General features: G+C 59.8%; 17 protein-coding genes. 5 read left to right on the top strand and 12 right to left on the bottom strand.

What is annotated here, in order from left to right:
- Positions 1–407: 407 nt before the first annotated feature.
- The 6 genes from pepN to AC3I0A_RS12505 are packed head-to-tail and all read right to left on the bottom strand — an operon-like array spanning position 408 to position 6,926.
- Entirely contained in the window at positions 408–3,065 is a 2,658-nt protein-coding gene (pepN, locus tag AC3I0A_RS12530; protein ID WP_489378120.1) for an aminopeptidase N, read from the bottom strand.
- A 12-nt stretch (positions 3,066–3,077) separates the two neighbouring features.
- Positions 3,078–3,908, bottom strand: coding sequence for a DUF2797 domain-containing protein (locus tag AC3I0A_RS12525; protein ID WP_489378119.1), 831 nt, complete (start codon positions 3,906–3,908; stop codon positions 3,078–3,080).
- Positions 3,905–4,165, bottom strand: a complete 261-nt coding sequence (locus AC3I0A_RS12520; protein ID WP_489378118.1) for a YeaC family protein — start codon at positions 4,163–4,165, stop codon at positions 3,905–3,907. The genes AC3I0A_RS12525 and AC3I0A_RS12520 overlap by 4 nt, the downstream gene beginning before the upstream one ends.
- Positions 4,166–4,198: 33 nt before the next feature.
- Positions 4,199–5,068 (bottom strand): rhomboid family intramembrane serine protease, encoded by an 870-nt coding sequence (locus AC3I0A_RS12515; RefSeq protein ID WP_489378117.1) that lies wholly within the window; start codon positions 5,066–5,068, stop codon positions 4,199–4,201.
- Entirely contained in the window at positions 5,065–6,039 is a 975-nt protein-coding gene (locus AC3I0A_RS12510; RefSeq protein WP_489378488.1) for a metallophosphoesterase, read from the bottom strand. The genes AC3I0A_RS12515 and AC3I0A_RS12510 overlap by 4 nt, the downstream gene beginning before the upstream one ends.
- Positions 6,036–6,926, bottom strand: a complete 891-nt coding sequence (locus AC3I0A_RS12505) for an NAD(+) kinase (protein WP_489378116.1) — start codon at positions 6,924–6,926, stop codon at positions 6,036–6,038. The genes AC3I0A_RS12510 and AC3I0A_RS12505 overlap by 4 nt, the downstream gene beginning before the upstream one ends.
- A gap of 105 nt (positions 6,927–7,031) precedes the next feature.
- Between AC3I0A_RS12505 and AC3I0A_RS12500 the strand changes: the two genes are divergently transcribed.
- Positions 7,032–7,982 (top strand): DUF1853 family protein, encoded by a 951-nt coding sequence (locus tag AC3I0A_RS12500; protein ID WP_489378115.1) that lies wholly within the window; start codon positions 7,032–7,034, stop codon positions 7,980–7,982.
- Between the two features lie 155 nt (positions 7,983–8,137).
- On the opposite strand, the gene AC3I0A_RS12495 is transcribed toward AC3I0A_RS12500, so the two are convergent.
- Positions 8,138–8,695, bottom strand: coding sequence for an NADPH-dependent FMN reductase (locus AC3I0A_RS12495; protein ID WP_489378114.1), 558 nt, complete (start codon positions 8,693–8,695; stop codon positions 8,138–8,140).
- Between the two features lie 173 nt (positions 8,696–8,868).
- Here AC3I0A_RS12495 and AC3I0A_RS12490 point away from each other — a divergent pair, with 173 nt between their 5' ends.
- Positions 8,869–9,105, top strand: a complete 237-nt coding sequence (locus AC3I0A_RS12490; protein ID WP_489378113.1) for a hypothetical protein — start codon at positions 8,869–8,871, stop codon at positions 9,103–9,105.
- A gap of 88 nt (positions 9,106–9,193) precedes the next feature.
- On the top strand, positions 9,194–10,087 hold the full coding sequence (locus AC3I0A_RS12485; RefSeq protein ID WP_489378112.1) for a LysR family transcriptional regulator: 894 nt from the start codon (positions 9,194–9,196) through the stop codon (positions 10,085–10,087).
- On the opposite strand, the gene AC3I0A_RS12480 is transcribed toward AC3I0A_RS12485, so the two are convergent.
- The 5 genes from AC3I0A_RS12480 to AC3I0A_RS12460 form a co-directional block, all read right to left on the bottom strand.
- Positions 10,053–10,670, bottom strand: a complete 618-nt coding sequence (locus AC3I0A_RS12480; protein WP_489378111.1) for a GNAT family N-acetyltransferase — start codon at positions 10,668–10,670, stop codon at positions 10,053–10,055. The two genes, AC3I0A_RS12485 and AC3I0A_RS12480, sit on opposite strands and share 35 nt — an antisense overlap.
- 14 nt (positions 10,671–10,684) lie before the next feature.
- Complete coding sequence (locus tag AC3I0A_RS12475) at positions 10,685–12,940, bottom strand: Orn/Lys/Arg family decarboxylase (protein WP_489378110.1); 2,256 nt, start codon at positions 12,938–12,940, stop codon at positions 10,685–10,687.
- A gap of 81 nt (positions 12,941–13,021) precedes the next feature.
- Positions 13,022–13,774 carry a DNA polymerase III subunit epsilon gene (dnaQ, locus tag AC3I0A_RS12470; RefSeq protein WP_489378109.1) on the bottom strand — a complete coding sequence of 251 codons (753 nt, stop codon included), beginning with the start codon at positions 13,772–13,774 and terminating at the stop codon, positions 13,022–13,024.
- A 226-nt stretch (positions 13,775–14,000) separates the two neighbouring features.
- On the bottom strand, positions 14,001–14,453 hold the full coding sequence (rnhA, locus tag AC3I0A_RS12465) for a ribonuclease HI (protein WP_489378108.1): 453 nt from the start codon (positions 14,451–14,453) through the stop codon (positions 14,001–14,003).
- Between the two features lie 105 nt (positions 14,454–14,558).
- Positions 14,559–15,317 (bottom strand): methyltransferase domain-containing protein, encoded by a 759-nt coding sequence (locus AC3I0A_RS12460; RefSeq protein WP_489378107.1) that lies wholly within the window; start codon positions 15,315–15,317, stop codon positions 14,559–14,561.
- A 65-nt stretch (positions 15,318–15,382) separates the two neighbouring features.
- On the opposite strand from AC3I0A_RS12460, the gene gloB reads away from it, so the two are divergent.
- Together gloB and AC3I0A_RS12450 are read left to right on the top strand one after the other, a co-directional pair.
- Positions 15,383–16,150 (top strand): hydroxyacylglutathione hydrolase, encoded by a 768-nt coding sequence (gloB, locus tag AC3I0A_RS12455; RefSeq protein ID WP_489378105.1) that lies wholly within the window; start codon positions 15,383–15,385, stop codon positions 16,148–16,150.
- A gap of 99 nt (positions 16,151–16,249) precedes the next feature.
- On the top strand, positions 16,250–17,686 hold the full coding sequence (locus tag AC3I0A_RS12450) for a transglycosylase SLT domain-containing protein (RefSeq protein WP_489378103.1): 1,437 nt from the start codon (positions 16,250–16,252) through the stop codon (positions 17,684–17,686).
- The last annotated feature ends 116 nt before the right edge of the window (positions 17,687–17,802 follow it).

Raw genomic sequence — 17,802 nt, 5'->3', positions numbered from 1 at the left:
GGCCGAGTGGAGGTATTCATCAGGGGACTGGCGCGCAGCGCCCCTCGGCGAAGCCGAGGACATCGCATGGAGGTCGTAGCGCAGCAGACCGGAGGGCGATGCCCCCTGATGGATACCGGAGCGAGGGAACACCGAGCCTTGGCGAGGTGCCGTACGCTCGGGGCAAGCGTTTTTTGGTTACTTTTTTTGGCGTTTGAAAAAAAGTGACACGCCGTAAGGGCGGAACCCTAAGTGGCCGTTACCGCAGAAACGGATATGTACACCAGCAAGAGATTGGTCGGCTGTCAGGCCGCCATCGCGAGCAAGCTCGGCTCCCACAGTGGATCGGTGTACATCCGCAGGAGACAGGCCGGCTGTCAGGCCGCCTTCGCGAGCAATCGAGCGTCGACCGGCTGCTCCCACAGAGGTCAGGCCAGGCTTTTGCTGACGACTTCGAAGACGTCACTGGAAAGCTCACCGGATGCACGAATCCGCTCCAGCTCCCCCTTCATCAACGCCTGACGAGCCCCATCGTACTTGCGCCAGCGAGTCAACGGCGCCAACTGCCGCGAAGCAATCTGCGGATTGAACCCATTAAGCTCAATCACCAGATCCGCCAGGAAACGATAGCCAGAACCATCGGCCGCATGGAAATTGATCAGGTTCTGCCCGGCAAACGCCCCCACCAATGCACGAACCTTGTTCGGGTTCTTGATGTTGAACGCAGGATGCTTCATCAGCTGCTTCACGCGCTGCAAGCCGCCTGGCAAACCGCTACCGGCCTGGACACTGAACCACTGGTCCATGACCAACGGGTTGCCCTTGAAGTTTTCCGCGAAGGTCGCCAGAGCCTTGGCCTTCTCTTCATCGAATGGCGAGTTGACCAGCACCGCCAGCGCGGTCAGGCGCTCGGTCATGTTGTCGCAGGTATCGAACTGCTCCAGGGTCGCAGCCAGAACTTGCGGCTTGCCGCTGAGCATCAGGTAGGACAGCACAATATTTTGCAGGCTGCGACGGGCAAAGTGCTCGGCTTCGGCAATGTAAGCGGTCTTTTTCGACAGCTCGCGATTGGCCTGATAACGCTGCCACAAGCCGTCGAACAGGCCGTCAGCCAATTGCTTGCGAGCGAACTCGCGAGCAGCATGGATCGCGTCCACGTCGGCCACTTCGCTGATTTCGGTGAGGTAGGCTTCGCTTGGCAACGACAGCATCTCCGCGACCATCGCCTGATCCAGCGTCTCGTCCGCCAGCACTGTGCGCAATGCCGTCACCAGGCGTTGATCCAGTACCAACGCGGTGCCCTGCTGATACTGAGCGATCAATTCCTGCAGCACCTGCACCGACAGTTGCTGGCCGGCTTCCCAGCGGTTGAAGCCGTCGCTGTCGTGTTGCATCAGGAACATCAACTGGTCGCGATCGTACGGGAAGCTCAGCTTCACCGGCGCCGAGAAGCCACGCAGCAAGGATGGCAACGGCTTTTCAGCGATATCGACGAAGCTAAAGGTTTGCTCGGCTTCAGTGACCGACAGTACCCGAGAGGTACCTGCAGCAACCGTCTCACTTGTCAGACGCAACGGCAGCGCGTCACCCTTGGCGTCCAGCAGGCCGAGTTCGACCGGGATCACGAACGGCAGTTTTTCAACTTTGTCCGGGGTCGCCGGGTAGCTCTGGCGGAAGGTCAGGCTGTAGGTTTTCGCCGCGCTGTCATAAGCCTCGCTAACGGCCAGACGCGGTGTACCCGCCTGGCTGTACCAGCGTTTGAACTGGGTCAGGTCGACGCCGTTGGCATCTTCCATGGCTTTGATGAAATCGTCGCAGGTCACGGCCTGGCCGTCATGGCGCTGGAAATACAGGTCGCTGCCTTTACGGAAACCTTCTTCGCCGAGCAAGGTGCGAATCATCCGCACCACTTCCGAACCCTTTTCATAGACGGTCAGGGTGTAGAAGTTGGAAATTTCGATAAAGCTTTCCGGGCGCACGGCATGAGCCATGGGGCCGGCATCTTCGGCGAACTGGTGAGTGCGCAGATAAGCCACGTCCTCGATGCGCTTGACCGTGCGCGAGTTCATGTCGGCGGAGAATTCGGCATCGCGGAACACCGTGAAGCCTTCCTTGAGCGACAGCTGGAACCAGTCGCGGCAGGTCACGCGGTTGCCCGACCAGTTGTGGAAGTATTCGTGGGCGACCACCGCTTCGACCCGCTGATGCGCAGCGTCGGTGGCGGTTTCGGCACGGGCCAGCACGCAGCTGGAGTTGAAGATGTTGAGGCCCTTGTTCTCCATGGCGCCCATGTTGAAGTCGTTGACCGCAACGATCATGAAAATGTCCAGGTCGTACTCTCGGCCATAGACCTCTTCGTCCCAGCGCATGGACTTTTTCAGGCTGTTCATGGCGTGCTGGCATTTGTCGATGTTTTCCGGCTCGACATAAATGCGCAGCGCCACCGAGCGTTCGGTCATGGTGGTGAAGGTGTCTTCGACGCACCACAGGTCACCGGCCACCAGCGCGAACAGGTAGGCCGGTTTCATGAACGGGTCTTCCCAGGTCGCCCAGTGCCGACCTTCCTCCAGCGGGCCACTGGCAATCGGGTTGCCGTTGGACAGCAGCACCGGATAGCTGTGCTGCTCGGCGCTGACCGTGGTGGTGAACTTGCTCATCACGTCCGGACGATCGAGGTAGTAAGTGATCTTGCGGAAGCCTTCGGCCTCGCACTGGGTGCAGAACATGCCGCTGGATTTGTACAGGCCTTCCAGTGCGGTGTTGGTTTCCGGGTGGATCCTGACGCTGGTGTCGACGGTGAACGAAGTGCTCGTCGGGTGCAGGGTCAGGTGATGCTCTGTCAACTGGTAGTCAGCAGCGGTCAGGTCGCGGTCAGCCATGGCGACCGACAACAGTTCGAGCTGCTGGCCATCCAGCACCAACGGCGGCAGGCCCGAACCACGGGCCGGATTGCGGCGCATCACCAGTTGCGCATGGACCAGGCTGTGGTCCTCGAACAACTCGAAGGTCAGGTGCGTCTCGTCGATCAGGTACTCGGGCGCCTGATAGTCCTTCAGGTAGATCATCTTCGGTTGTTCGGTGCGCATGCTGGAATCCTTCTACTGATGCACGGCGAGCTGGTAGGCCGTGTATTTACGAATATTGATAACGCCGGTATCGAAGATCAGGTACTGGCCCTTGATCCCCATCAGCGTGCCTTCGGCAATCGGGTTCTTGTCCAGATTGAAACTGACGATCTTGGCCGGGTACTGCTCGACTGGATAACGAATTTCGATCGGTTCGATATCATTGACCACCTGGATGGCCTGCAGACCAAAACGTTCCTGCAAACCCAGCAGACCTTCGGCACAGCTGTCGAAAAGCTGTTCACGAACCTGCTTGAGATCCACAGCTGTGGCATCACCCTTGAGCAAAGCACGCCAGTTGGTTTTGTCGGCGACCTGACTGCGGAACAGGTCTTCGACGAAACCCGATTGCTGACGGGTCGAGACCCGCATGATCGGCAACGCCTGGCTGGCGCCCTGATCAAGCCAGCGAGTCGGCAGCTGCGTGGCGCGGGTAATCCCGACTTTGACGCCTGACGAGTTGGCCAGATAGACCACATGATCGGTCATGCAGAACTGCTCGCCCCAGGCTGGATCGCGACAGGTGCCTGCGTCGTAGTGGCAGCGCTCCGGGCTCATGATGCAGATATCGCACTGGGCCAGTTTGGTCATGCACGGGTAGCAGTAGCCCTGGCTGAAACTGGTTTTGGTCTTGCGTCCGCAATGGGTGCAGTGGATCGCCCCCAGATACTCGAGGCGCACCGTGGTACCGATCATTGGATTGACCGGCACCTCGCTATCGCCCAGGCGAAAAGCGTATTGAACAGCCGACGCTTCGAGGCGCGCCGACATCTTGCTGATTGCACCGCGGCCAATCTCGATCAATGGATGGCGTCCGATTTGAACAACAGGTTCGGAACAGGTTCCGACTTGGAGCCGCACTCCTGCGGGCCCATGTAACCGGTGCGCTCGTCCTCGGGCAGATTCTGGATTTCCCAGGCGATCATGGCTTGCAGCGACAGTTCGCGCTGCTCGGCGGTCAGTTTGCCGCCGTCGGGCCATTTGCCGATCTCTACCGCCAGTTTCAGGTTCTGGTAGATATCCGGGGTGATGTTGTTGATCATTTCGTTAAAAGAGGACATCAGGTTCTCCGCGCTCTTTATTCAAATAACAATTCAGGCGGCCAGTTTACGGCGGCTGAACAAGCCACCCAACAAACCGGTGAAGCATCCGACGAGCAACCCGCCGACATGCGCCGCATTGGCAATTTCGCCGAAGCCGATCATCGAGATCAGCCCGGACATACACAGCAGCAGCCACACCAGCATCATCACCAGCACCCCACGGGGCAAGCGATAAGCCGGGTTCGGCGACAGCCATTGATAGATCCAGCAATGCCCGAGCAGGCCGTAAAGCACGCCGGACAGCCCGCCAAACAGGGTTGGACCGCTGAAAAGATACTGGGCGTAATTGGACACCAGGCCGAACAACAGTGTCAGCCCCAACAGGTTGATGCTGCCCTGGCGAATCTCGATACGCCGCCCCAGTTCCCAGTACCACATGCCATTCATGGCCAGGTGGAGAATGCCGAAGTGGATCAGGATCGGCGTCACCAACCGCCACCACTGCCCCGCCGCCAGACTGTCGGCCAGCGGTGTGAACTGGATGTACTCGCCCGCCACGCGGAACTCGAGGAAGGTCAGCCAGCGCAGGGTTTCGAGGTTGTCGCCGAGCAGCGTCACGCCGCCAACGATCAGGCTCAGCAGCAGGATCAGTGCGGTCACCGGACTGTGACGCAATTGCTCGACAAAGCCCGGGCGCGCCGTGGCCTGGGTTTCAGGGATATCCAGTTGCTGCTCGGGATCACCGGCCGGGAAACGTTCGTACAGCGAACGCACGTCCTCGCTGATGCTGGCAGGTACCCACAGCACCTGCTCGCCAGCTTCCTCGCTGACCCTATGCGGCACTTGCATGCGTTGCAGCAGTTTGACGAAACCACTCAGATCGACCGCCAACGGCAGGCGCAACACCGCAACGGCACTCATTGCAGCACCGGTGGGCGTTCGACCTTGACCCAGACGAATTTATGCGGATCGAGGCGGGTTTCCTGATCCAGTCGATAGGCGACCAGTTTGCCGTAGAGCACTGCGCTGTAGTCCAGACAGGCCAGATTCGGCCGGATTGGTGCCGGTTTGCCGCTGCGCCAGTAGTGCCCGACGAACAACAGCGGCTCGTCGATGCCGTAGCGCAACAAGGTGTCTTTCTGGATGGAAGACAGGGGTGTGCGGGCCACAGGCTCGGGTAAGGCGTCGGGTTGGAACACAATATCTCCGTAGGTTTGCGGGTCGTCTTCCCAGAACTTGGTGCGGAAGAACGCCCGGGTCAGGCCGTCGCCACTGGTCATGGTCAAGCCGTGGGGCAAGCGCATGTCGGTGCCGCGCAACAGCCGATCGAACACCGTGCAGGCAAAGCTGCCGGGCACCGCGGCAGCCTGGAGGAAGTGCTCATCGATACAACCATTGTGATACTGCGCCCGCAACGGTTCGATCAGCCCCGCATCCCAGCAGGCATGTACCACGCGAAAACGCCCGGCGTCGACGAACAACGGCATCTCATAGAACCATTGGAGGAAGTCGTGCCAGTCCGCCGGATGCTCCGCGAACTGGCTCAGGGTCTCGTCGATCAGTCGCGCGTGACGTGGCGTGTGTTCGCGCACATATTGCTTGCCGCTGCCCGGCGGAGCCGGTGTGCTCCAGCCCAGCGCGTTGAATTCATGGTTACCCATGATGCACAGCGCCTGACCGGCCTCGGTCATGTCGTGAACGATATGCAGCGCTTCGCGAATTCGCGGGCCACGGTCGATGATATCGCCGAGGAACACCGCCATCCGCGACGGATGGCGCCAGACACCGGCGATTTTTTGGTAGCCGAGCCGGTCGAGCAAATGCTCAAGGGTATGAGCGCAACCGTGCACGTCACCGATCAGGTCGTAGCTACGCGCGGGATCGAGCATCAGTCGCCTCCACCACCCAACCGGCTGCCCCAGCCGAGCTTGGTCCGGCACACTTCGTAGTAGTTGTGGTCCAGAGGATGGATCAGCCGCAATTTTTGCGGCTTCTTGCTGATGGTGATGGTGTCGCCGGGGGCGCAGGTGAAGTGATTCTGGCCGTCACAGGAGACTTGCGGGTAAATTTGCATATCTTTGGACACGACGATTTTCAGCTCACTGTTGCCATCGACCACAATCGGCCTGCCAGACAAGGTATGGGGGTACATGGGCACGATAACAATGGCATCGAGTTTGGGATGCATGATCGGCCCGCCTGCCGACAGCGCATACGCGGTCGAACCGGTTGGCGTCGCGATGATCAGGCCGTCGGCCTTCTGGCTGCAGACGAACTGGCCGTCGATGTACAGCTCGAACTCGATCATCCGCGTCGACTTGCCGGGGTGCAGCACGACGTCGTTCAGCGCATCGCCCTGGCCGATGGCCTCGGCGTGGCGGCGGACTTCGGCTTGCAGCAGGAAGCGGTTTTCCACCAGATAATGGCCGTCGAGCACTTCAGCGACCTTGACTTCCAGCTCGTCGGGGCGGATATCGGTCAGAAAGCCCAGGTTGCCACGGTTGATCCCCAGCACCGGTACATTATGTCGCGCCAGCGCCCGGGCGGCGCCCAACAGGCTGCCGTCACCGCCGACGACGATCACCATGTCGCAGACTTCACCGAGCATCTTGCGCGACGAAGTTTGCAGTCCGTGGCCCGGCAGGACTTCGGCGATGGTGTCTTCGAGGATCACATGCAGGTGTCGCTCGAGCAGAAACCTTTTCAGTCGGCGAACCGTGTCGAGTACCTGGGAACTGCCCAGGCGACCGATGATGCCGATATTACGAAATTGCTCCATGGGGTTCCTGCAAAGTTCTGGGACGGGCGAAGAAGTCGATTATGGGCGAAAGCAGCCCGCAGACAAAATCCTTTCAGCTTATGCGTTTGGAGCTATGCTCGCAGAATGATCCTGTTTCCTGGCTTGCTCAACCTGCCCCGCCAGTTGCGCCATCCTGAAGTGCGCGACCTGGCGTGGGTCATCCTCGCGCCGCCGATGCTCAGTGAAACGCCTTGGCCGCAGCGCCATCCTCTGGCGGGCAGCGATTGGGTGCAGGCTCCCGAACAACTGGCGCGGTGGCTCAAACAGCTGGATAAAGACAGCGGCCCTCTGCTGCACTGGCTGGCCCTGGGCCCGACCCGGCGTCTGGGTCTGTATTACGAACGCCTGTGGCAATTTGCCGTGCAGCACGCGCCCGGCGTCGAATTGATCGCCGCCAATTTACCGATCCGCCGCGAAGGCCACACCCTCGGCGAACTGGACATGCTGCTGCGCGATCGCGATGGCGTGCATCATCTGGAGCTGGCGATCAAACTCTACCTGGGACCGCAATGCGGTGACGGTCAGGACACCGCCCTGTGGCTCGGCCCCGGTTGTCATGACCGTCTGGATCGCAAGCTGGCGCACCTCAGCCAGCATCAATTACCGATCTCCGCCCGCCCCGAAAGCCGCGAAGCCCTGGCGGCATTGGACATCCTGCACTTCAGCGCGCAGCTGTGGCTGGGGGGCTATCTGCTTTATCCGTGGCCGGGCAAGTCTCAGCCACCAACGGGCGCCCACCCGCAACACTTGAACGGCCGCTGGTTGCACCAGCGCGACTGGGCGACATTTGTCGTTGATAGACCGCCGGGGCGCTGGCAACCCTTGCCCCGTCATGCCTGGCTGGCACCGGCGCATTACCCTGCCGATCAGACCTGGGACGCCGCCCGGCTGGAGGCCTGGCGGGTCGATCTGGATCCGCAGGCACCCGCGCAGTTGCTGGTGCGCTTGACGGAAAACCCCACAGGTGACTGGGAAGAAGCCGAGCGGCTGTTTCTGGTGGCGGATCTTTGGCCGAATGTGCCGGGGACAGGCTGAATTTGCTTTGTTATTGAGGGCCTCATCGCGAGCAAGCTCGCTCCCACATTGGTTTTGCGTCGTAGCACGATTTTGTGAACGACACAGGTCAAGTGTGGGAGCGAGCTTGCTCGCGATTGGGGCGACGCGGTCTAAGGAATACCCATCGACTCGCTTCAAACCTTCTTGTGCTGCTCGACCCAATCCCCGTAGGCATTGATAAATTTCTGCAAAAGCGGTCGCAGAGCCTCGGACGGCTTGCCCGCCTCATCGAACGCAGAGTCTGCACGACTCAGGTAGGCTTCGGGTTGCTGCATGCACGGAACGTTGAGGAACACCATGGACTGACGCAGGTGGTGGTTGGCGCCAAAACCGCCGACAGCCCCCGGTGAAGCGCTGATCACCGCGCCCGGCTTGCCGTTCCAGGCGCTTTGGCCATAAGGACGGGAGCCGACGTCAATCGCATTCTTCAATACACCCGGCACGGAGCGGTTGTATTCCGGGGTTACGAACAACACCGCGTCGGATGAACTCACCTGTTGTCGGAAAGTGCTGTAGGCTGCCGGCGGTGACGCGTCAATGTCTTCGTTGTAGAGCGGCAGATCACCAATCTCGATGATGTTCAGCTTGAGATTGGCGGGTGCCAGGTCTGCCAATGCCAGCGCGACTTTCCGGTTGATCGACTCTTTTCTCAAGCTGCCGACCAGAACTGCAATCGTGTAGACGTTGCTCATTGAGAACTCCCGACTATCTGGCTATAGGAGCCTGTAGTTATAGATGATTCGGGCGCCCGCTTCGAGAGAATCGGTCCTCGCGACTATTTTTTTCCACCCGGAAAACTTACTCCGCCCAACTACGGTCTACACCACCGCAAATTGAGTGATTTACCTCCAGAGGTTCTAAGCAGATGGCAGCAGTACTCGTCGGACAATTCCATGCAAGAGATGCGGAAGGCCGTGTCTATTCAGTGCATGAGTTCCAGGAATCCACCCCGTCGCAAGACGGTCTGGCCGGCTCGGAGCCCGTTACCAGCTATCGTCTGGCCATTGGCGATCGGGTCGATAAAGTGACTGATAACGAATTTACGTTGAAACAATCGGGCGTCACCATCGTTCGCGAACCCGAAACATACGTCGCCTCATAACCCCGTGTTATGAGCTGAAGTCATAGGCGCGGACTTGGGTTAGGATTCAGTCATTGAATCCCTCACCTGCTGGACATGGACTTCAAGCATGCGTTTACGTCATATCGAAGTGATCCAGGCGCTGCTGCAAACCAGTCATCTGGGCACCGCTGCCGAGTTACTGCAATTGCCCGTGGCCGAGGTCGAAGCGATCCTGCGCGATGCCGAGGATCAACTCGGCTTCATGCTGTTCGCCAGCGTGCGCGGGCGGCTGCAAGCCACTCGCGAAGCACGGGAACTGCAAGTCGGGATCGCCCACGTATACGAAGCGTTTGAGCCGGTGCAGCGATTGGCCAGCAGCCTGAAGCAGTATCAGGCGCCGCCTTTACGGATCATCTGCACGCCCCCGCTTGCCCAGCATTTACTGCCGCAAAGCATCGCGGCCCTGCGCCGAAACTTCCCCGATGCACCCTGCAATCTTTCCAGCCAACCCACTCGCGACATCGTCAAAAGCCTGTTGTTACGGGAAAGCGATCTGGGTTTGAGCCTGCACAATCCCGACCATGGCGATATCCACTGCGAAGTGCTCGCTCAGGGCAAATTGCAGCTGCTGGCCCCCCATGGCTGGCTGCAACCCAGGCAGAAATATATTTCGTTGCAGGATCTGGCGGGGCAGTCGATGGTCGGCCTGGAAGGTCATGATCCGCTCAGCGTGATGCTCGACAGCAAGCTGCAAGCCTTGCGCCCGGCACCGATGATCCAGATCCGGGTACAGACCTATCAGATGATGCGCAGCATGGTCGAGGCCGGGGAAGGCCTGGCCATCGTCGACCCCTTTACCGCCATGGGTGCACGAGCCGGCGGCCTGGACGTGTGTCCACTGTCACCGCCAGTCCCGATCACGCTTTATGCTCTCGCGCTCAAGGACAACACGCCCTCGCCCGCCTTGCAGGCATTGCTTGCGATGGTCACGGAGAAAGCCGAGGCGATGCTGGCGGGCTGATCGAAGGCTTATCCGACGGATCTTCAAACAACCGATACCAGAAAATCGCCACCTCGGCGGTGTGCGGGTCGATCCCTCGATAGCGCAGATGATCGATCCCGCCGATCACGTAACCACAGCGTTCGTACAGTCGACAGGCGCCCAGATTATTGTTCTGGGTTTCCAGCATGATGCCTGGCAAGTTCTTCTTGCGACTCCAGAACTGCGCGACATCCAGTAACGCCTTGGCCACCCCGTGTCGGCGCGCCGGTGCATGCACTGCCAGCTCATCGATATGAGCAAAACCGTTCCAGTTGGTACTGACCACCACATGCCCCACCGGCTGATCATCGAGCCAAGCCATGAAAATCGCGCTGTCAGCAGCGTCGCGGTAACTGCCGAACTCTTGCGGGTCGATGCCATAACACTTGCGATAAGGCGCAATTTTCTCCAGCGGCCATTGATCGACGCTTTGGCCGACTTGCGCCGCCCCATAGGCACTGACGTCAAAACTGAAATCACTGCCCCACACGTAGGCCGCGAAACCATCGTCGGCAACCCGTACCGACAAACCAGGATATTTTGGATTCATGACAGGCTGCATGGCAGGAAAAGTCCTCAAACCTTGATGCAATCGACGGTGTAGCAACGTCCATTGCCTTGATCTTCGTGCTGTAAACCATGCACGTCCGCGACAAAGCCGGGGAAGCTGCTGTCGAAGGTGCGGGCAAACGCCAGATAATCGATGATCGAGCGGGTCGACTCGGTAAAGCGCTCGCCGGGCATGATCAGCGGTATACCCGGTGGATACGGCACCAGCATCACCGCGGCGATCCGTCCCACCAGGGCATCGATGGAGACGGCTTCAACTTCGCCTCGTACCAGTTGATCATAGGCGTCTGCGGGTTTCATGGAGATTTCCGGGAGCACGGTGTACATGCGCTTGAGGTGTTTGGCCGTGGCATTGCTGCGATAACAGGCGTGCAACTGGTCACACAAATCCCGCAGGCCCATGCCCTGATACCGGGCAACGTCCTGTTTCGCTACGCACGGCAGGCAGGTCGCGAGGCTGACATTGGCGTCGTAGTTGCGTTTGAACTCCAGCAACTCGGTGAGCAGCGTGCTCCACTTGCCTTTGGTGATGCCCATGGAGAACAGCACCAGAAACGAATACAGACCGGTTTTTTCCACCACCAGCCCGCGCTCCCAGAGGAATTTGCTGACCACCGCTGCCGGAATGCCGCGCTCGCTCAACGCGCCGCCAGCGGTCAACCCGGGCATGACCAGCGTGACCTTGATCGGATCGAGCAACACGTAATCTTCGACAATGTCACCAAAACCGTGCCAGTCCGCCTCGGGCTCAAGCAGCCAGTCAGCGGTGGTGACCCGATCGATACCCTCAACCGACGGCGGCTGCCAGATCGAGAACCACCAGTCATCGGCGGCGATATGCTGGCGCAGATTGGCCAGCGCACGACGGAAACTCAGCGCCTCATCGAACATTTCCTGCAACAGCGAACGCCCCGCCGTGCCTTCCATCATCGCCGAAGCGACGTCCAGCGAAGCAATGATGCTGTACTGCGGTGAAGTGGAGATATGCATCATGAACGCTTCGTTGAAACGATCACGATCCAGCTGCCGCGCGCCGCCGTCCTGCACATGGATCATCGATGCCTGACTGAAAGCCGCGAGCAATTTGTGCGTGGAATGGGTGGTAAACACCAAAGGACTGTCTGCCGTGCGCGAAGTGCCCATGCCGTAACGTCCGGCAAAGAACTCATGAAACGCCGCGTAGGCATACCAGGCCTCGTCGAAGTGCAACACCTCGACGCTGTTACCGAGCATCTGCTTGATCAGTTCGGCGTTGTAGCACAGACCGTCGTAAGTGGAGTTGGTGACCACCGCCAGCTTGACCTTGGGTGGCCGGCCTTGGGTTAAAGGGCTGGCATCGATCTTGGCCTTGATCGACTCAGGGCTGAATTCGCTCAGCGGAATCGGCCCGATGATGCCCAGCTCATTGCGCTCCGGGCACAGGTACAGCGGAATCGCGCCGGTCATGATGATCGAGTGCAACACCGACTTGTGGCAATTGCGGTCCACCAGCACCAGATCGTCACGCCCGACCATCGAGTGCCAGACGATCTTGTTGGCGGTCGAGGTGCCGTTGATCACGAAAAACGTGTGATCGGCGCCAAAATTGCGCGCAGCGCGAGCCTCTGCTTCGGCCAACGGGCCGGTGTGGTCCAGCAGCGAGCCCAGCTCCGGCACCGAGACCGACAAATCCGAACGCAGGGTGTTTTCCCCGAAAAACTGATGGAACGCCTGCCCCACCGGACTCTTGCGATAAGCCACACCACCGCCGTGACCGGGGGTGTGCCAGGAGTAATTGGAATCTGCGGTGTGCTGCACCAGCGCCTTGAAAAACGGCGGCAACAGGCCGTCAAGGTAATTGCGTGCGGCCCGCGCCACTTGCCGCGCCAGAAATGGAACGGTGTCTTCGAACAGGTAGAGAATGCCGCGCAGCTGATTGAGCTCGCTCATGGCATCGGCCGGGGCGTTTTCCAGGGTCACCTGTTCGCCCAAGGCGAAGATCGGCAGGTTCGGTGCACGCACACGGGCCAGGCGGATCAACTCGGCCATGTTCTGTAGCAGATGGGTATTTTCTCCGGCGTCTTCGGCCGCAATCAGCATGCAGGCCAGGCCGTGGTGAGTCGAGGCGACCAAGCGTCCCTCGGTATAATCCACCGCAGAAACAATACTGAAGCCTTCCTGCTCCAGCTCCCGGGCGATCCCGCGGACCCGATCACCGGCGACGGTGTCGGCCTTGATGTCGCGGTGCACGATAAGGACGGGAAATTTCAAGTCTTTATACATGGGGTCTGGTGTCCTGAGGCGGCAGACCGAGGCCTGCCAATTACCTCAGGGTAGAGGGTTGGAGCTCTTGTGGCGAGGGGGTTAACCCTTAGCCTCAGCCAACTGCACCCAAAGCGCTGGAGCGCCGGCAGATTTGGCGATCGCTTCCATCCGCGCCACATGTTCGGCCAGGTCATTTTCACTGGCACGAATGATCCGGGTCAGCTGGCGATCGGCAGGTAAACGGCGAATCTCGCTGGGCCGGTTGCCCGAGCCTTCGCCCGAACCGTTGCCGTCCGAGGCGTTGCCAGCCAGGGACAGGCTGGTCTGGCCGCCGGTCATGGTCAGGTAGACGTCGGCGAGAATCTCGGAGTCGAGCAAGGCGCCGTGCAGCTCACGGCCGGAGTTGTCGACGCCATAACGTTTGCACAAGGCATCGAGACTGTTGCGCTGCCCCGGGTGACGCTCACGCGCCATCATCAGGGTGTCGAGGATCGTGCAGTGCTGAGTGATATCAGCCCGATCCTTGTGCCCCATCAGGGCGAATTCATTGTTGATGAAGCCGACGTCGAACGCCGCGTTATGGATGATCAGCTGCGCGCCTTTGATGAACTCGAAAAATTCCTCGGCCACTTCGGCGAAACGCGGTTTGCCCACCAGGAATTCGTTGGTGATGCCGTGGACGCCGATGGCGCCTTCATCACTTTCCCGGTCAGGCTGCAGATACACATGGAAATGCCGACCGGTCAGGCGCCGACCGATCAACTCGACGCAACCGATTTCGACAATCCGGTGGCCGTCGGTCACCGGCATGCCAGTGGTTTCGGTATCGAGTACAACGGATCTGTTGGCCATCAGGGGTCAGCTCTCAACGGTTCATTCGCGCAAAAGCGGCAATGTTAACACGCCCACTGGTGTCTTTCAGATACACCGTGTTGCGGCTAATCGCGAGCAGGCTCGCTCCCACATTGTGCTCTGCGTTGAGCACAAATTCAGTGTGCACCACCAATTCAATGTGGGAGCGACGGTGCGGCGATCCGACCTGCTCGCGATGGGCGCGACGCGGTCAAACAGTCCGGAATCAGGACTGTTTGTAGCCACGCACTTCATCCACGCCACGGTTGGCCAATTGGTCGGCGCGTTCGTTGCCGTGATGGCCGATATGCCCGCGGACCCATTTCCAGGTGACGTTATGACGATTGACCTGTTCATCGAGCATCTTCCACAGGTCAGCGTTTTTCACCGGCTCCTTGGCCGCGGTTTTCCAGCCGCGTTTCTTCCAGTTGTCCATCCATTCGTTGATGCCTTTCATCACGTATTGCGAGTCAGTGACCAGCAGCACCTCGCACGGGCGTTTGAGCTCTTCCAGGCCACGAATCGCCCCCATCAGCTCCATGCGATTGTTGGTGGTATTGGCTTCGCCACCCCAGAGTTCTTTTTCAACGCCCTTGCACACCAGCAATGCGCCCCAGCCGCCTGGGCCGGGGTTGCCCTTGCAGGCGCCATCGGTGAAGAGTTCTACGCTATCGCTCATGCCAACCTATCCAGAAAATGCGTGTGGCTTGTCGATATTTGACCGACAACGCCCGAGGCCGGGCAAGCCCGGCCGACCAATATAATAGTAAAGAGAAAGAGTGTTTTACGGCTCGATGTGACGCCGATTGACCTTGGCCATCGGCAACGGAATCAGCTTGCCCATTGGCTCGCGCCGAACCTGACGCACCGGCCGCAAGCCGACCACGATCTTGCGTGCCACCAGTAAATAGAAGCCGCCACCGGACAACTGCCAGTCGCCGGCCTTGCGTTCCCAACCGCTCAGACGGGCCTGCCAGGCGGGTGACGCAAGCGGCGGACGATAGCACCCGAAGCGGCGTTTCTCCAGCGCAAAGCCTAGAAGGTTCAACCAGTCACCGACCCGCGAAGGCGAAATGCAGCGAGCCTTGCGCAGCGCGTCATGGGCAAACACATGGCGCAAGCCCCAGCTACTCCAGGGGTTGATTCCGATAATCAGCAAATGCCCGCCGGGCCGCACACTGCTGGCGGCCTCGCGGAGCAAGCCATGGGGCGACAGGCAGAAATCCAGGCCATGCTGCAACACCACTACGTCAGCGGCATGCTCACTGAGCGGCCAGGCCTGCTCCTCGCAGACGATCTCCACCCCGGGCAATGGCGCACCAAGGCGGACATTGCGCTGCACCTGCGGCGCTGCCGGAGGCGTCTCGGCCGAAGGACCGTAGTGCACCAGGTAGCCGCCAAAGAACCGGCCCAGCTCGTCTTCGAGCATGCGCCGTTCTTCATCCAGCAAAAATTGCCCGATGGGACCTGCCAGCCACTCACGGGCCGCGCTGATCAAGGCCAGCCAGTCAGGATCAGCCTGAGCGAACGCTTTATCGTTCATTGCATTCTCCAATTCGCCAGGAAGCTCTAAGATGCACCATTGTTTTCCGCTTGGCGAATCCCGTTATGATACAGATCAGTGCCCTGCCCGCCTTCACCGACAACTACATCTGGTTGTTACAGGATCACCGCAGCCAGCGCTGCGCGGTAGTCGATCCGGGCGATGCCGCACCCGTGCAGGCCTGGCTTGCGCAGCATCCCGAGTGGACCCTTAGCGACATTCTGGTCACGCACCATCACCACGATCATGTCGGCGGCGTTGAGCAGCTTAAACAAAGGACTGGCGCCAAGGTCTACGGCCCGGCGAGCGAACACATTCCGGTACGGGATGTGGCCCTGAACGACAACGATCGCATCAGCGTCCTCGGCTGTGAATTTGAGGTCATCGCCGTTCCTGGCCATACCCTGGGACATATTGCCTTTTACCATCATGGCTTGCTGTTCTGTGGCGACACACTGTTCGCAGCCGGTTGCGGGCGTCTGTTCGAAGGCACGCCCGAGCAGATGCACCGCTCATTGACGCGTCTGGCGGCCTTGCCTGAAGACACGCTGGTGTACTGCACCCACGAATATACCCTGAGCAATCTGCGCTTTGCCCAGGCGGTCGAACCGGGCAACCCGGACATTGCCGAACGTCTGGCAAAAGTCACTCAGCTGCGCGAAGCCGACCGCATGACCCTACCCTCGACCCTGGCCCTGGAAAAGCTCACCAACCCTTTCCTGCGTACCGGTGAAACATCTGTTAAAGAAAAAGCGGACGAACGGAATGGTCTGGATAACCGGGGTCCGAGTGCAGTTTTTGCTGCCTTGCGGGCCTGGAAAGATAAGTTCTAAGCCGGGCCACTATTGGTACGAAAATTCTGAATGGTTGACCGCACCCTGCGTGCTTCCTAGAATCGCCCGACATTTTTGCCCGGAACTTACTTCCAGCCAATGTCGTCATTTATTCGTAAAGCCATCAATTCAGACGCATTGACCCGCCTGGCTCAAGCCATCGCGGTGGCTGTGTCCGCCACGCTGGCGGGCTGCCAAAGCACCGGTAACGTCCCGCAAACCGACGCGGCGCACACTCCGAATCAGTCCAGTCGGATCAAGCAGAAGCCCGTCTGGCTCAGCGAAAAACCCACCCCGCAAATCCCTCAGGATGTCTGGGAGCGCATGCGCCTGGGCTTCCAGTTGCAAGACGGGCTTGGCATCAACCCACGCATCGAGCAACAACGCTTGTGGTTTGCCAGCAACCCGTCGTTTCTGGAAAACGCCGGTGATCGCGGCAGCCTGTATATCCATTACATCGTCGAACGCCTTGAAGAACGCAACATGCCGCTGGAGCTCGCGCTGCTGCCGGTGATTGAAAGTGCCTACAATCCGCTGGCCTATTCCCGGGCCAATGCCGTTGGTCTGTGGCAGTTCATCCCGTCTACCGGGCGCTACTTCAACCTGCGTCAGACCCGCTTCTATGACGGTCGCCGCGACATCACCGCGTCGACCACCGCCGCGCTGGATTACCTGACCCGCCTGCACGACATGTTCAACGGCGACTGGCTACTGGCCCTGGCGGCCTACAACTCCGGTGAAGGCACCGTCAGCCGGGCCATCGAGCGCAATGAAAAGCTCGGCCTGCCGACCGACTACTGGAACCTGCCGTTGCCGTCGGAAACCCAGGCTTACGTTCCCAAGCTGCTGGCCTTGTCCCAGGTTGTGCTGGCGCCGCAAGCCTATGGCGTCAACCTCAGCCCGATTGCCAACGAACCGTACTTCCAGGTCGTCGAAATCAACCAGCGCATGGACCTGTCCAAAGTTGCCGCGGTGGCCAACATCGACGAAGACGAGCTGTTCCAGCTCAACCCGGCCTTCAAGCAACGCACCACCATCGACGGTCCCCAGCATTTGCTGGTGCCGACGTCCAAGGCGCAGTTGCTGACCACCAGCCTGTCGACCATGAAGCCGGAAGAACTGATCAGTCAGCGCCCGCTCAAACCCGTATTCGAAGGTACCGACAGCAGCGAAATCGCCAGCCTCAAGCGCGCCTACCGGGTCAAACGCGGCGACAACCTGGGCACCATCGCCAAGGCCAACAAGGTCGACGTCAAGGACCTGCAACGCTGGAACAAGCTGACCGGCAAGAACCTCAAGGTCGGCCAGACGCTGGTGATGCAGGACACCGGCAAACGCAGTTCCGGGCGCGTCAACACCGTGTTGGCGGCCAACACCCAGAACCAGCAGACCCAATACAAGGTCAAGCAAGGCGACTCGCTGTACATGGTGGCCAAGCGCTTCAACGTTGAAATGCAGCACCTCAAGCGCTGGAATCCTCGGGTTGGCCAAGCGCTGAAGCCGGGTCAGATGCTGACGGTTTACTCCCCGCATTAAGTAGCGGCTTAAAGTCGGGCGCTTCGCGCTCATTCGCGGGCAAGCCCGCTCCCACATGGTGTTGTGCTATCCCCTGTGGGAGCGGGCTTGCCCGCGAAAGTTTCTGGAGCCGTCAG

Source organism: Pseudomonas sp. KH_024_B2, from assembly GCF_057839965.1.
Note: the sequence above shows the minus strand (reverse complement) of the source record. Positions and strands in the feature narration are given on the sequence as shown.

Excerpts from the sequence above, each read along its gene's own strand:
- AC3I0A_RS12475 (WP_489378110.1), bottom strand. The coding sequence starts at position 12,940 with ATGTATAAAGACTTGAAATTTCCCGTCCTTATCGTGCACCGCGACATC.
- dnaQ (WP_489378109.1), bottom strand. The coding sequence starts at position 13,774 with ATGGCCAACAGATCCGTTGTACTCGATACCGAAACCACTGGCATGCCG.
- rnhA (WP_489378108.1), bottom strand. The coding sequence starts at position 14,453 with ATGAGCGATAGCGTAGAACTCTTCACCGATGGCGCCTGCAAGGGCAAC.
- AC3I0A_RS12505 (WP_489378116.1), bottom strand. The coding sequence starts at position 6,926 with ATGGAGCAATTTCGTAATATCGGCATCATCGGTCGCCTGGGCAGTTCC.
- AC3I0A_RS12500 (WP_489378115.1), top strand. The coding sequence starts at position 7,032 with ATGATCCTGTTTCCTGGCTTGCTCAACCTGCCCCGCCAGTTGCGCCAT.
- gloB (WP_489378105.1), top strand. The coding sequence starts at position 15,383 with ATGATACAGATCAGTGCCCTGCCCGCCTTCACCGACAACTACATCTGG.
- AC3I0A_RS12450 (WP_489378103.1), top strand. The coding sequence starts at position 16,250 with ATGTCGTCATTTATTCGTAAAGCCATCAATTCAGACGCATTGACCCGC.
- AC3I0A_RS12520 (WP_489378118.1), bottom strand. The coding sequence starts at position 4,165 with ATGTCCTCTTTTAACGAAATGATCAACAACATCACCCCGGATATCTAC.
- AC3I0A_RS12495 (WP_489378114.1), bottom strand. The coding sequence starts at position 8,695 with ATGAGCAACGTCTACACGATTGCAGTTCTGGTCGGCAGCTTGAGAAAA.
- pepN (WP_489378120.1), bottom strand. The coding sequence starts at position 3,065 with ATGCGCACCGAACAACCGAAGATGATCTACCTGAAGGACTATCAGGCG.
- AC3I0A_RS12460 (WP_489378107.1), bottom strand. The coding sequence starts at position 15,317 with ATGAACGATAAAGCGTTCGCTCAGGCTGATCCTGACTGGCTGGCCTTG.
- AC3I0A_RS12515 (WP_489378117.1), bottom strand. The coding sequence starts at position 5,068 with ATGAGTGCCGTTGCGGTGTTGCGCCTGCCGTTGGCGGTCGATCTGAGT.
- AC3I0A_RS12480 (WP_489378111.1), bottom strand. The coding sequence starts at position 10,670 with ATGCAGCCTGTCATGAATCCAAAATATCCTGGTTTGTCGGTACGGGTT.
- AC3I0A_RS12485 (WP_489378112.1), top strand. The coding sequence starts at position 9,194 with ATGCGTTTACGTCATATCGAAGTGATCCAGGCGCTGCTGCAAACCAGT.
- AC3I0A_RS12490 (WP_489378113.1), top strand. The coding sequence starts at position 8,869 with ATGGCAGCAGTACTCGTCGGACAATTCCATGCAAGAGATGCGGAAGGC.